General features: G+C 62.8%; 10 protein-coding genes. 1 reads left to right on the forward strand and 9 read right to left on the reverse strand.

Features of this window, described 5'->3' with window-relative positions:
- Positions 1 to 173 precede the first annotated feature (173 nt).
- Complete coding sequence (locus tag ACIPO9_RS04780) at positions 174 to 767, reverse strand: HutD family protein (RefSeq protein WP_400779104.1); 594 nt, start codon at positions 765 to 767, stop codon at positions 174 to 176.
- Complete coding sequence (gene hutC, locus ACIPO9_RS04785; protein WP_274135000.1) at positions 764 to 1,474, reverse strand: histidine utilization repressor; 711 nt, start codon at positions 1,472 to 1,474, stop codon at positions 764 to 766. The genes ACIPO9_RS04780 and hutC overlap by 4 nt, the downstream gene beginning before the upstream one ends.
- A gap of 197 nt (positions 1,475 to 1,671) precedes the next feature.
- On the opposite strand from hutC, the gene ACIPO9_RS04790 reads away from it, so the two are divergent.
- Positions 1,672 to 3,036: a formimidoylglutamate deiminase gene (locus tag ACIPO9_RS04790; protein WP_400779106.1), complete on the forward strand. Its 1,365-nt coding sequence runs from the start codon at positions 1,672 to 1,674 to the stop codon at positions 3,034 to 3,036.
- Between the two features lie 102 nt (positions 3,037 to 3,138).
- On the opposite strand, the gene ACIPO9_RS04795 is transcribed toward ACIPO9_RS04790, so the two are convergent.
- The 7 genes from ACIPO9_RS04795 to ACIPO9_RS04825 all read right to left on the reverse strand — a co-directional run bounded on the left by ACIPO9_RS04795 (position 3,139) and on the right by ACIPO9_RS04825 (position 13,027).
- Entirely contained in the window at positions 3,139 to 3,684 is a 546-nt protein-coding gene (locus ACIPO9_RS04795) for a lipocalin family protein (RefSeq protein ID WP_400779242.1), read from the reverse strand.
- Positions 3,685 to 3,719: 35 nt separating this feature from the next.
- Positions 3,720 to 3,974 carry an outer membrane protein assembly factor BamE gene (gene bamE, locus ACIPO9_RS04800; protein ID WP_274134969.1) on the reverse strand — a complete coding sequence of 85 codons (255 nt, stop codon included), beginning with the start codon at positions 3,972 to 3,974 and terminating at the stop codon, positions 3,720 to 3,722.
- 219 nt (positions 3,975 to 4,193) lie between these two features.
- Complete coding sequence (locus tag ACIPO9_RS04805; protein ID WP_400779108.1) at positions 4,194 to 4,796, reverse strand: DUF924 family protein; 603 nt, start codon at positions 4,794 to 4,796, stop codon at positions 4,194 to 4,196.
- 8 nt (positions 4,797 to 4,804) lie between these two features.
- Positions 4,805 to 5,815 (reverse strand): class 1 fructose-bisphosphatase, encoded by a 1,011-nt coding sequence (locus ACIPO9_RS04810; RefSeq protein ID WP_274134965.1) that lies wholly within the window; start codon positions 5,813 to 5,815, stop codon positions 4,805 to 4,807.
- A gap of 212 nt (positions 5,816 to 6,027) precedes the next feature.
- The gene (locus tag ACIPO9_RS04815) at positions 6,028 to 7,407 is read right to left on the reverse strand and encodes a DUF3999 domain-containing protein (protein WP_400779109.1); all 1,380 of its coding nucleotides are present in this window, start codon (positions 7,405 to 7,407) and stop codon (positions 6,028 to 6,030) included.
- On the reverse strand, positions 7,404 to 10,238 hold the full coding sequence (locus ACIPO9_RS04820; protein ID WP_400779111.1) for a DUF2339 domain-containing protein: 2,835 nt from the start codon (positions 10,236 to 10,238) through the stop codon (positions 7,404 to 7,406). The genes ACIPO9_RS04815 and ACIPO9_RS04820 overlap by 4 nt, the downstream gene beginning before the upstream one ends.
- A 305-nt stretch (positions 10,239 to 10,543) precedes the next feature.
- Positions 10,544 to 13,027 (reverse strand): glycogen/starch/alpha-glucan phosphorylase, encoded by a 2,484-nt coding sequence (locus ACIPO9_RS04825; protein ID WP_274134959.1) that lies wholly within the window; start codon positions 13,025 to 13,027, stop codon positions 10,544 to 10,546.
- Positions 13,028 to 13,402 lie beyond the last annotated feature (375 nt).

Here is a 13,402-nt window from a genome sequence, read left to right on the forward strand (position 1 = left end):
CTTGTAGGAGCGCGCTTGCCCGCGACGGCGGCGTGTCAGACACAAATACGCTCCTGACACACCGCGGTCGCGGGCAAGCGCGCTCCTACAGAGTCAGGCGGTGTGTCACACAAATACACGCGATCGCAGGTTGATACCACCGTAGCAGCCCGGCCGGGCTGCTACGGATCGAGTCAGACGGCGGTCAGTTCGATCACGCAACAGCGGCTCGCCCGTGGCGCATACAGCACCACTTCCAGCAACGACCCCTCGGCATTGTCCAGTTGCAGGCAATCATGGCGGTCCAGCAACTGCGGCGGGTGTTCAGCCACGTTGGCCGCCATCTGCTCAGCGGCGCTGAACACCAGAAACACATTGGCCGAACTGAAGAAGCGCTGCGGCTGCAACACATCGATCCACTGCAACCGGGCGCGGTAGCGGGCCGGGGAGTAGATCAGGTTGAAGTCGCGGATGGGACCGTCGAGCAGGGTGCACGACACCTGGCTGTCACCGCTGAACGCAAACGGATCGGAAGGCAGCAGCGCCTCACTGTCCTGGCCGTCGATGTTCAGCGTCATGCCCGCGCCCTGCAACACCGTGATGATCCGCAGATAGCCTTCGAACACGGAAAACCCACCGGACTCACCGATATCGGCAATCGACAGGCGCCAGCCGAAACCGTCCAGGCCTTCTCCCGCATCGCGGGTGATTTCCTCGGTGCTGCCGCCACCGTTCTTCCAGGGCATGCGTGGGTAATTGACGGCGCGCAGCAGAGTCAGTTGGGTCATTTAGTGAAACGTCCTTCCAGGCGATGGCGTGAGCCGGGGTGAATCAGGCGGGCGGCGGTCACGGGCTGACGGCCCGACCAGGTGCGGCGACGGATCAGCAGGCAGGGTTCGCCCTTTTCGATCTGCAGCAGCTTGCATTCGTCGTCTTCGGCAAGAATCGCCTCGACCACGTGCTCACCTTCGGTCAGCGGCGCCACCTGGTTGAGGTAGGCGTAGGGCGTCTGCTTGGTGAAATCCTGTTGTAAGTATTCCGGGGCGACCAGCGCGTTGACGAAGCGGTCCTCGATTTGCACGGGAAGGCCGTTCTCGAAATGCACGATCAGCGAATGAAACACCCGCTGGCCCTCGCGCATGTCCAGCGCCAGGGCGCGCTCGGAGCCTGCGGCCTCTTCGCAGAGGGTAATGACCTGGCAGGTGTGGGTGTGACCGCGAGCGGAAATTTCGTCGGCGATGTTGTGAACTTCAAACAGCGCGGATTGAGTCTTGGGCTCAGCGACGAATGTGCCTACACCTTGCATGCGCACCAAAAGGCCTTCTGCAGTCATTTCACGCAGGGCGCGATTGATGGTCATGCGGCTGAAGCCAAGCTGGGTCACCAGCTCGCTTTCGGACGGTACGCGGTGGTGTGGCGGCCAGGTACCGTTCTGGATCTGCTGGGTGATCATTTGCTTCACCCTGGCGTACAACGGCGCCGGACTTTCACCCATCTGGGCGGCCAGCGGAGAGGAGGCAGGCGGAGTCGGCACAGAAAAATCCTTGTTTTGACGTGATGAATCAAAGGTAACGAAGTACGAACAGGCACCACGCTAACCATTAATGCGGGTGCCGACAAGCGTGGAGCAGTTTACCGGGCAGGCAAACGTCTGTATATGTATAGACAATTTCACGCGAGGGGTGCGAGGTTATGTCCGTTTTTTTTGCCGAACGTGCGTTACTGCCTGCTGGCTGGGCCAACAACGTACGTTTTGAGGTCGGCGCCGATGGCCTGCTGACCAAAGTCCAGGCCGATGCCGAGCGTCAGGGCGCCGAACTGATGAACGGTCCGGTGGTGCCGGGCATGCCCAACTTGCACTCCCACGCATTCCAGCGGGCGATGGCGGGGCTGGCCGAAGTCGCGGGTAACCCGAACGACAGTTTCTGGACCTGGCGCGACCTGATGTACCGCCTGGTCGGGCAGATCAGCCCGCAGCAACTGGGCGTGATCGCCCGGCAGCTGTACATCGAGATGCTCAAGGGCGGGTTCACCTCGGTGGCCGAGTTCCACTATGTCCATCACGATACCAACGGCAAGCCCTACGCAAACCCGGCGGAGCTGGCGCTGCAGGTGAGCCAGGCCGCCAGTTCGGTCGGGATCGGCATGACCCTGCTGCCAGTGCTCTACACCCACTCGGGCTTTGGCGGGCTGGCGCCGAACGAAGGGCAGCGTCGGTTCATCAACAGCACCGAGAGTTACCTGGAACTGCAATCGCGCCTCAAGCCGCTTGTCGCCGCGCAACCGGCCCAGGCGCTGGGGCTGTGCCTGCATTCGCTGCGTGCCGTGACCCCGCAGCAGATCAGCGAAGTGCTGGCCGCTAGCGACAAGCAGTGCCCGGTGCACATCCACATTGCCGAACAGCAGAAGGAAGTGGACGACTGCCTGGCCTGGAGCGGCCTGCGTCCATTGCAGTGGCTTTACCAGAACGTCGATGTCGACGAGCGCTGGTGTCTTGTGCACGCGACTCACGCCGAACCCGATGAAGTCGCGGCCATGGCCAGGAGCCGCGCGGTGGCGGGCCTGTGCCTGACCACCGAGGCCAACCTGGGTGACGGCATCTTCCCAGCGGTGGATTACATCGCCCAGGGCGGACGCTGGGGGATCGGCTCGGACAGCCACGTTTCCTTGAGTGTCGTCGAAGAACTGCGCTGGCTGGAATACGGCCAGCGCCTGCGCGATGAGCGCCGCAACCGCCTGTATCGCGCCGATCAGCCGATGGTCGGCCGCACACTGTATGACGCCGCCTTGCTCGGCGGTGCTCAGGCCATGGGCCAGCCGATTGGTGCGCTGGAAGTTGGCAAACGCGCGGACTGGCTGGTGCTCGACGGCAACGATCCGTACCTGGCCACGGCCTCGGGGGATGCGATTCTCAACCGCTGGCTGTTTGCCGGCGGTGATCGTCAGGTGCGTGAAGTGATGGTCAACGGACGCTGGGTGATCCGTGAAGGGCGCCACGCCGACGAAGAACAAAGCCGCCAGGCGTTCGCGCAGGTTTTGCGCGAGTTGTTGGGTTAGCCCGATCTGTAGGAGCGCGCTTGCCCGCGACAGCGGTGTGTCAGGTATTACATCAGGTCTGACACACCGCCATCGCGGGCAAGCGCGCTCCTACAGCGAAGATCACTGCGGCGCAGTGATCTTCGAATCCTCCACCCGCCAGATCAGCCGGGTCGTGTCATACCCTTGCTGCTGGGCTTTCATCAGCATCTCATTGCGGATCGAATCGCTCACATGGGCGGTGCGCGACAGCAGCCACAGGTACTTGCGGTTCGGGTTGCCGACGATGGCCTGCTTGTAGTCGTCGCTGACGTACAGCACCCAATAGTTGCCCTTGGCAACGCCCGGCAGCAGGCGCGAGAACCAGTTGTCGAACACCACCCACAATTTGTCGGTCTTGCCCTCGACCTGAGGCGAGGCTGTGCCGGTGGCTTCCTCCCATTTGCCTTCGGTGGTGCGGCAGCGGTTGGTCACGCCGATGTTGCCATCAGGCTTGAGCTTGTAATGCGCTTCGGACTGCGCGCAGTTGCGCTGGAAGAACATCGGCATGCGCGCCAGCTCATACCAGGTGCCCTGATAGCGCTTGAGGTCCACGTGATCTTCGGTCCGTGGCGCCATCGACTCGCCTTGCGGGGTTTCCGCGCAGGCGCCCAGCCAGCACGTCGCCATCGTCAACGCGCCGACACACATCAAGCGGCGCAGGCTCATTTGAGCCCCTGACCCGAATACAGCACGACCTTGTCTGCGGCGTACTGCACGCTGATGAACGTCTTCTGGTCGCCCCAGGTGCAACTGGACATCCCCAGCGCGCCCGAGCATTCGGTCGGGCTACCCAGAAGCTGCTCGATTTCTGCCTTAGACATGCCCGCCGAGATTTTCGAATAGTTTTCCTGATTGATCTTGCTGCACGCGGCCAGCAACACGCAGAACGACAACAACGCGAGAGAGCGCAAAGACATGGATGAAGCTCCTGGATCGAAAGGGGGCTACGCCGCGGGGCGTGATACCGAAAGCTTAGAAGAGAAAAAGCCGAATCTGGTTCCGTGATGCCCACTGATAAACGCCGGCCCCGTAGCAGCACGGCTTGCCGGCGGGAGCGGTGTATCGGTCGAGAAGTGTCTGCCTGACACACCGCCGCGCCGGCAAGCCGTGCTGCTACGAAAGCTGTGCGTCGATCATCAAAACCGCGAGCCGGGCTTTCTCAGAAACGCCACTTCCTCCTGCGTCGATTCCCTTCCCAGCACCTCATTGCGATGAGGAAACCTGCCAAATTGCTCGATCACCACGCGGTGTTTCTTCGCGTAGTCCAGGGTCTGGGTCAGGTAGCCGCGTTCGCTTTCGGGCACAAGGGGTATCAGTGACGTGAAGCGGCGGATGGCTTCGTCCTGAGCCTGAAGGCTTTCGGTGTGTTCAAGCACGAGATAGATGAAGGTGCGTTGCAGCGGGGACAGCGCCAAGTCGTGTTCGCGCTTGAGGCCATCGCTGACCACTTGCCGGGCACGGTTGTCGCCGGAAAAGGATTGGGGGGTGTCGCGAAAGATCATGCGCGGCAGTTGGTCGAGCAACAGCACCAGTGCCAGCCAGCCCTGCGGGGAGTCGGTCCAGTCGGCCAACTCGCCTGCCAGTGCCTGATCCACCAGATCACCGAAGCGCAGTTGCGCGTCGGCGTCCTGGGATTGTTTCTTGCCGAACCAGAGCCCGTTCTTTTCCCTGGCGACCTCGCTCGGTGATTCGGCAGAGCCGAACCACCAGTGCAGCAGAGGCGACCAGGGCGTGCTCATCGGGCCTGTTACGCCTTGTGGTACGAGGTGGCGCGCTCGACTTCTTCCTTCGAACCCAGGAACACCGCGACACGCTGGTGCAGGCCTTCAGGCTGGATGTCGAGGATGCGCTGGTGGCCGTCGGTGGACGCGCCGCCGGCCTGTTCCACCAGGAACGACATCGGGTTGGCTTCGTACATCAGGCGCAGTTTGCCCGGCTTGGAAGGCTCGCGGGCGTCACGTGGGTACATGAACAGGCCGCCACGGGTCAGGATGCGGTGCACGTCGGCAACCATCGCCGCAACCCAGCGCATGTTGTAATTCTTCTTCAGCGGGCCTTCTTCGCCAGCCAGCAGCTCTTCGACGTAACGCTTGACCGGAGCTTCCCAGTGGCGCTGGTTGGACATGTTGATCGCGAATTCCTGGGTGGATTCCGGGATCTTGATGTCTTCGTGGCTGAGCACGAAGCTGCCCATTTCGCGGTCCAGGGTGAAGCCCTTGACGCCGTCGCCCAGGGTCAGCACCAGCATGGTCTGTGGGCCATAGATGGCGTAACCGGCAGCGACCTGCTGGGTGCCTGGCTGCAGGAAAGCCTTTTCGTTCAGGGCTTCGTTCTGGCTCAGGTACTCATTCGGGCAGCGCAGTACCGAGAAGATGGTGCCGACCGGGGCGTTGATGTCGATGTTCGACGAGCCGTCCAGCGGGTCGAATACCAGCAGGTACGCGCCTTTCGGGTATTTGCCCGGGATCTGGTAGGCGTTGTCCATTTCCTCGGACGCCATGCCGGCCAGGTGACCGCCCCATTCGTTGGCTTCCAGCAGGATTTCGTTGGACATCACGTCCAGCTTCTTCTGCACTTCGCCCTGGACGTTTTCAGTGCCCATGCTGCCCAGCACGCCACCCAGGGCGCCCTTGGATACGGCATGGCTGATTTCCTTGCACGCACGCGCCACCACTTCGATAAGGAAGCGCAGATCGGCAGGAGTGTTGTTGCTGCGGGTCTGCTCAATCAGATAGCGACTCAGGGTAACGCGGGACATGGATAGCTCCGAAGGTGGGGAAGAAAAAACGCGCACAGTTTAGCGCGAGTCAGGACTTAATACTGCCTGTCAGACCGACTTGGTAGTGAATGAGTTCACGGGCTACATGAGCGTAGGCGTTCATCAATGACAAGTTGAGGTCTATCTCGCGCATTTTTTTCACTGCGGGATCGGTTCAGCGCCGCTCCCGGGTTGTGTACGGGTTGCCTGATTTATTTTGTCCGGGCGCTGCGCAGCGTACTCAGCGCCATCGCGCCCAGCAGCAACACCCCCAGCACCAACACGGCCCACAGGCCAATGCGCTTCCAGTCCGGGCCGCTTGCCATCGGCAATGCGGGCGTGGTGGCCTTGGGCGGCGTCGCCAGTGTCGCGCTGCCCAGGGTGGCGAGTTTTTCGGGTGTCACGCCGGGGATCAGCGTCGACAGTGGCAGGTTCGCGCCCTTGATGGTCGCGTTGCCGATGGCCAGGCTGTAAGGCGCGGCGCCCCGAGCGAGGAACACCAACTGCGTGGCGCGCACGGCGAAGCTCAATTTCGGCGCGTCCTTGCCAAGACCGCCGCCGCGGTCGTCGACTTCCAGTTTGAGTTGTTGCACCACTTCGCCGGGCAGTTCCATCTCGTCCTGCACCACGTCCTGACCGTTCTGGGTCAGGCGATACAGCAAGCCGCTGTCGATCTGGCGCCACGGCGCATTGCTGTCGCGGCGCCCGAACAAGGTGGCAGGGGCAAGGCTGTTGGCCTGGGCAATCTCGACCTTCATGCGTTCAAGGGGCAGGGCCACCGGCAGTTGCCAGATGTACACGCCAGGCTTCTCGACGCTGCCAGCGATGGCCGGCGACCAGCTCAGCGGCAGCATGCCAGGGCGGGTGCTCACCACCTGCGCGGCGGTCAGGGTCGGAGCCGTTTGCGGGACGTTCCACAGCAGCCGCAAATAGCGGGCCGTGCGACCGGGAAGGGTGACGACGCGTTGCTCGACCAGCTCATCGGCGAACGAGAGCCGCGCCACCTGGCCTTCGCCCCAGCGCTTCCAGTGTTGCAGGTCGTCGCTGGCTTCGATGCTGAAGCGCTGGAAGCCTTCGCGCTCGGTGCTCCAGTCGATAATCAACTGGTCGAGCGGCGCGTTCAGCGCGCTGGTGTCGAGCAGCCAGCCGCGCAGGACTTCTTCGCCCGCCTCGATTTCGCCCTGCGGCTGAACCTCGACGAGGGTGCCGTTGGTGGTGCGCTGAACACGGATTTTCGGCTCTGCGTCCTTGGCGTCATCACTGTTGTAGAGCGGGAACCACTTCACCGCGACGGCGGTTTCATCCTCGGCGCGCTGGGGTTCGCCCAGGGTCAGGGCGTAAGGCTGGGCCTGGCCGTCGGCGTTGAACACACGCACATCGTCGAGCGTGCCCTGGCGAGCATTCAGTTGCGCGGCAAGGGGCAACTCAAGGCGATACCAGGGGCCCTCGCCGCTGAGGGTCAGGGGCGTGTGACTGGTGAAATCATCTGGCAGATCTTCGGCCTGAGCCAGGAATGCCGCGCACAGCAGAGCGCCGAAAACAGCGGCCTTGGCGATGGACTGACGACTCAACGACTGACTCCTGTACTTCATTGCGGTGCCGAATCCGTGGGTGCGGCGTCAGTTGAAGCCTGACTGCGTGTAGGGATTTTCGGCGGTAATGGGGCGAAATATCCCACTACCAGCAACAGAATGCCAACGCCGATAAACGAGACGATTCGCTCAAGGCCGCCGCGATTGCTCAGTTCGACAAAGAACAGCTTGGCGACCACGATGCCGATCAAGGCCGCGCCGACGATCCACATGTCGCGGCGCGAGCGAAGGTGTCCGCCGATCATCAGCGCCAGCGCCATCAGGGTCCAGACGATGGACAGCCCCGCCTGCACGCGCATCGATTCGAACAGCGCCTCGGTGTGCCACGCCACCCCGGCCCAATGGTGAGCGCTGCGCATGACCATCGCGGTGACCAGCGCAAATACCGAAGCCCCGGCTATCACCAGTGCGGTTTTGCGTGCGTACTCGGCGCTCACACCCAGTTGTGGCAACTGTTTGCGCGTCCAACTGAAGATGCCGGTCAGGGCGATCAGCAAGCCCAGTTCCAGCGGGTTTATCAGCGGAATATAGGGCAGCGGATCGGCGTTGCCGTCGCTGAACCCGTTGGCCAGCCAGAACCAGGCGAGCATCAATACTGCCAGCGGCGCGGCGGCCCACACGCGGTATTCGCGAGGGTAGGCATCTATCGGCCATGGCCATTTGCGCGGTGCCGTTATCGCCAACAGGTACAGGCTCGGCAGCAGCGCCCAGCCCAGCCAGCGCCAGGCGTTGTAGGACTCGGACAGCGTCAGCAGGCCGTAGCGCAATTGCAGCGACACCACGCCAAGGATCAGCCAGCAACCGAGTACGTGAGCGGCGCTGCGCAGACGCGGGATCAGCACGGCGTCCAGTTGCCTGAGCGACAGCAGGTGAGCGGCGAACACCGCAAGCCAGCCCAGCCAGCCCCAGTCGGCAGCCGGGTTATAATAGGGGTTGAACAGCATCAGCCCCAGCAGGGCGAAGCTGGCAGGTGTCAGCAGGACGCACAGTTGCGCAAGGCCTGGCCACTTCAGGCGCAGCGAGGCAAGAGTCCACAGGCCGACAGTCATGGCGCCCAGCAGCAATAGCGTCGGCACCTCCCGGGCGCCCGGCACGTAATGGGTGCTGACGCACAGCGCCACCGACCACCACACTGCACTCCAGATCAACAGCGCCGGCTGCAACACGCGCTCGCTGATGCCAAGGCGCAGCGTGCCGATTCGCTCGACAGTGAAGGCACTGACCAGGCCGGCCAGCGAGATAATCAGCGGCGTCCAGAAATCCCCGTGATTGAACCCTGGCGAATACCAGCGTCCCACGATGCCGATGAACGCAAAGCCTGCGCCCAATTGCAAAAGCAGTCCAAAAAAGCGTGCCAGCAGCCGGTTCTGGCGCATGCCGAGCCAGAACACCGCCGCGCCTTCGACCCCCCAGGCGACTGTTGTCCATTGCGCGCTCAGGCCCAGCGGAATCGCCAAAGTTGCGAACACCACGCCCAGTGACAGGCAGGTTTCCACCAGCAGTGCCGAGCGCTCCGATGCACGCCCGGCCAGAAGCCGCGCGATGCCCATATAAAGGAGGCCAAGCACCAGCGCACTGAATGCCGCGCCGAACTCGATGTGCCGGACCAGCGCGTATTGCAGGCCGAAGCCGGCAATGGGCGTGCCGAACAACAGGCTGCCATCTACGTAGTGGCTCTGCCGGGCCGACCAGCGCAGCATCGCCTCGCGGCTGTCGTCCTCGGGGCCGGTGGCGTGTTCCTGCAACTTGCGCCGGGCGAACAGCAGGCCGATGGCCAGGTACATCAGGAAGAACAGCACCAGGAACGGTTCAGTGCTCCAGAACAGCTCCGGCGTGTAGTCGTTCAGGCCCCAGGCGAAGCCGATACCGAACGTGCCGACGAAGCCGACCAGGTTCAGCGGGCGCCAGGCCTTGAACCAGGCAATTGCGAAAATGCCTGCGTTGAGCAGGGCGAAATAGCTGAAGAGTGCGACGTGGCTGCCTTCGCCGGTGGAGGTCAGCAGCGGCGCGGCGAAACCGCCAAGCGCCGCCACGCAGGCCAGCGCCAGGGAGTTTTGCGTCAGCGCCAGGATGGCCGAGAACACCGTGACCGCCACCAGCAAGCCGAACGCCATGCCCGGCGCCAGCAGGGTATGCACCTTCATCGCCGCGAACACCGTGAGGTACAGCACCGCCACACCGGTGCCCTGCAGCATCAGGGCGAAGGACTCATTGCGCCGCCGCAGCCACCAGCCCAGTCCCAGCAACGCCAGCGCAGCCGCCGCGACCCCGGCGTAGCGCGCCTCGATGGGCACGACCATGCCTTCGGTGGCGTAGCGCAGCAGAAAGGCTAAACCGAGGAACAGCAGCACTACGCCCACGCGCAGCACGGTATTGCCACCCAGCAGCCAGTTTTTCGCACGCAGCAGGGTGCTGTCGAACAGGTTGGGGGCGGCGGGAACGGGGGCCTTGGGGGTTGGGGTATGTGGAGGCTGGCGCCATTCGGAGTCGCCGGTGGTCTGGGCCGGTGCGGGCTCCAGGTCGGGCAGGTCCCAGAGCAGTTCGGGGCCGGTGTCGGCGACAGGCTGGATGTCGAGCGGGGCAGGAACGGGGGCTTCCGGCATCTGCACGGCCGCCGAATCCAGTTGGCTCAGGCGTCGTTCGATGGTTTGAAGCGCGTCGCGTGTCTTGGCCAGTTCGGCCTTTTGCACAGCCGCGTCGCGAGTGACAGAGGACAGGCGAAAGCTCAGGCCCAGCGCCAGCCCGATGACCGCACCCACGGCACCGCCCATCAGCGATTCATCAAGCACCGCACCAATGAAAAGCCCGGCCAGCAAAAGAATCCATTGCACGCGACGACATCCCTTCCCAGCCGTTGAACGGCGATGGTCAGGAGTATATCGGGCGCGGGAGAAGACGAAACATTTTGTATAAACGGCACTGTAGGAGCGCGCTTGCCCGCGACGGCGGTGTGTCAGGTTTACATCTGCATCTGACACACCGCAATCGCGGGCAAGCGCGCTCCCACAGGATGCTGGTCGGACACAAAACCGTAGCAGCACGGCTTGCCGGCGGGAGCGGTGTGCCTGTCACAGATGAGTTGACTGACACACCGCCGTCGCGGGCAAGCGCGCTCCTACAGTCGGGTGGCTATCGATCAATCCAGCGCCTGCCAGATATCGTTGGCGTACTCGCGAATGGTCCGGTCCGAGGAGAACCAGCCCATGCGCGCGGTGTTGAGCACCGCCGAACGCCACCATTCCTTGCTGTCGTGCCAGCGCGCTTCGACCCTGGCCTGAGCTGCCCAGTAAGACTCGAAGTCAGCGCAGACGAAGAACCGGTCGTAGTTGATCAACTGCTCGATCAACCCCACGTACCGGTACGGATCATCCGGGGAGAACACCCCGCCGCGAATCGCCTGCAGCACATCGTTCAGGCGCGCGGAGCTGGCAATGTCGTTATGGGCGTTGAATTCCCCTGCGTGCTTGCGCGCTTCGACTTCCTGCGCGGTCATGCCGAAGATGAACATGTGCTCAAGCCCGACCTGCTCGCTCATCTCCACGTTGGCGCCGTCCAGGGTGCCGATGGTCAGCGCGCCGTTGAGGCCGAACTTCATGTTACTGGTGCCGGACGCCTCCAGCCCCGCCGTGGAAATCTGCTCCGACAGGTCCGCCGCTGGAATAATGCTTTCGGCCAGACTGACGTTGTAGTTGGGCAGGAACACCACCTTGAGCCGCCCGCGCAGGGTCGGGTCGTTGTTCACGGTCCGGGCGATATCGTTGGTCAGCTTGATGATCAGCTTGGCCGAGTGATAACTGGCCGCCGCCTTGCCCGCGAAAATCTTCACCCGCGGCACCCAGTTGGTGCTCGGGTCAGCGCGCATGGCCTGATACAGCGCCACGGTGTGGAACAGGTTGAGCAACTGGCGCTTGTACTCGTGAATCCGTTTGACCTGCACATCGAACAGCGCTTCAGGGTTGAGCGTGATACCCATGCGTTCCTGAACGATGGCCGCCAGAGCCTTCTTGCTGTGCAGGCGCTGGGCGGCGAACTCTTTCTGAAAGGCGGGTTTGTCGGCCAGCGGTTCGAGTTTGAGCAAGCCGGTTTCGTGGTTGTCGAGCACCTGCTCGCCCAGTTCCTTGACCAGCATGGCGGTCAGCGTCGGGTTGGACTGGAACAGCCAGCGGCGGAAGGTGATGCCGTTGGTCTTGTTGTTGATGCGCTCGGGATAGAGCTTGTGCAGTTGCGCGAACACCGTCTTGCGCATCAGTTGGGTGTGCAGCGCCGATACGCCGTTGACGCTGTGGGAGCCCAGGAACGCCAGGTTACCCATGCGCACGCGGCGGCCGTTCTCTTCTTCGATCAGCGACACCGAGCGCAGCAGGCCGAACAGGTCCGGGTCGTCCTTGTGCTCCACGCGCACTTCGTCGATGTGCTGGGCGTTGATCATGTAGATGATCTGCATGTGGCGCGGCAGCATTCGCTCCATCAGGCCCACGGACCAGGTCTCCAGCGCCTCGGGCAGCAGGGTGTGGTTGGTGTACGCCAGGGTGCCGACGGTGATGCGCCAGGCTTCGTCCCACTCCACGTCGTACAGGTCGATCAGGATGCGCATCAGCTCGGCCACGGCAATCGAGGGGTGCGTGTCGTTCATCTGGATCGCCGCGTGTTCCGGCAGGCTGTTGATCTCGTAGCCCATGTTCTTGTGCCGGCGCAGCAGGTCTTGCAGCGAGGCCGAGACGAAGAAGTATTCCTGGCGCAGGCGCAGTTCCTGGCCGGCTTCGGTGCTGTCGTTGGGGTACAGCACGCGGGAAATACTCTCGGCGCGCACGACTTCCGCCACCGCACCCACGTGGTCGCCGGCGTTGAAGCGCTCCAGGTGCAGGTCTTCCACGGCCCGGGCACGCCACAGGCGCAGGGTGTTCACCGCCTTGCCGCGCCAGCCGACCACCGGGGTGTCATAGGCAATCGCCCGCACGGTTTCACCGGCGGTCCAGCTCTGGCGTGTTTCACCCGAGGCATCCAGCACCGGCGCACCGGTCACGTCGAGCACCGGCTGCACGCTGCCGCCAAAACCGATCTGGTAAATCACTTCCGGACGTTCGAATTCCCACGGGTTGCCGAAATCCAGCCAGTTCTCGGTCTGCTCCTGCTGCCAGCCATCGACGATGGCCTGACGGAACAGGCCGTGCTCGTAGCGAATGCCATAGCCGTGCCCAGCGATACCCAAGGTCGACATGCTTTCCATGAAGCAGGCCGCCAGACGCCCCAGGCCACCGTTGCCCAGCGCAGCATCGGGTTCGAGCGAGCGGATTCTTTCCAGATCGACGTTCAGGCCCTTGAGTGCTTCACGGGCGGTTTCCAGGATGCCGAGGTTGCTCAGGCTGTCGAACATCAGGCGTCCGATCAGGAACTCGAGTGAAAGGTAATAGACGCGTTTTCGTTCCTGGCGATAGATGTAGCGCGTGTGGTTCATCCAGCGCTCGGCCATCTTGTCGCGGGTGGCCAGGGCAATGGCCATGAACCAGTCATGGTCGAACGCATGGTCGGCGTCCTTGCCGACGGCATACTCGAGCTTGTTCAGCACAGCTTCACGAAAGGCTGCCACTTCAGCGTCACGAACGTTGGGTTCCGGAGACATCGGGTACGACCTCAAGTTGGTTGGACGATTAAATGGGGTTGATTGACTGTAGGGTGTGCTGCCGGTTATTTCCTGCGTATGACAGTAAATATCCGGTTGCACGACCCACGGTTCGACTCGGGTACGGCGCTCAGGTTCGCAGAGGATTCTCGTTGCCGGGCAATGCCTGAACGCTTGCATTGATCGTTCCAGTTTCGCTGAACGGTTGTAGGAGCGCACTTGCCCGCGATGGTGACAACAGGGTGTTACAGAATGGCCGCGTCATAAGTTCGTCGCGGGCAAGCGCGCTCCTACACTGATCGGTGCTCGTGTGCCTGTTCATCAAATCAGGGGTGACAGGCCGGCAGAAACAGGCAAGCATGCCGATTGACCGAA

The sequence above is a fragment of the Pseudomonas sp. NPDC090203 genome (genome assembly GCF_044746765.1).
In the GTDB taxonomy this organism is placed as follows: domain Bacteria; phylum Pseudomonadota; class Gammaproteobacteria; order Pseudomonadales; family Pseudomonadaceae; genus Aquipseudomonas; species Aquipseudomonas putida_AD.

What these genes read in the sequence shown, in the direction of transcription:
- ACIPO9_RS04815 (WP_400779109.1), bottom strand. Translation starts at nt 7,407, where the DNA reads ATGAAGTACAGGAGTCAGTCGTTGAGTCGTCAGTCCATCGCCAAGGCC.
- ACIPO9_RS04825 (WP_274134959.1), bottom strand. Translation starts at nt 13,027, where the DNA reads ATGTCTCCGGAACCCAACGTTCGTGACGCTGAAGTGGCAGCCTTTCGT.
- bamE (WP_274134969.1), bottom strand. Translation starts at nt 3,974, where the DNA reads ATGTCTTTGCGCTCTCTCGCGTTGTTGTCGTTCTGCGTGTTGCTGGCC.
- ACIPO9_RS04805 (WP_400779108.1), bottom strand. Translation starts at nt 4,796, where the DNA reads ATGAGCACGCCCTGGTCGCCTCTGCTGCACTGGTGGTTCGGCTCTGCC.
- ACIPO9_RS04795 (WP_400779242.1), bottom strand. Translation starts at nt 3,684, where the DNA reads ATGGCGACGTGCTGGCTGGGCGCCTGCGCGGAAACCCCGCAAGGCGAG.
- ACIPO9_RS04780 (WP_400779104.1), bottom strand. Translation starts at nt 767, where the DNA reads ATGACCCAACTGACTCTGCTGCGCGCCGTCAATTACCCACGCATGCCC.
- ACIPO9_RS04810 (WP_274134965.1), bottom strand. Translation starts at nt 5,815, where the DNA reads ATGTCCCGCGTTACCCTGAGTCGCTATCTGATTGAGCAGACCCGCAGC.
- ACIPO9_RS04790 (WP_400779106.1), top strand. Translation starts at nt 1,672, where the DNA reads ATGTCCGTTTTTTTTGCCGAACGTGCGTTACTGCCTGCTGGCTGGGCC.
- hutC (WP_274135000.1), bottom strand. Translation starts at nt 1,474, where the DNA reads ATGGGTGAAAGTCCGGCGCCGTTGTACGCCAGGGTGAAGCAAATGATC.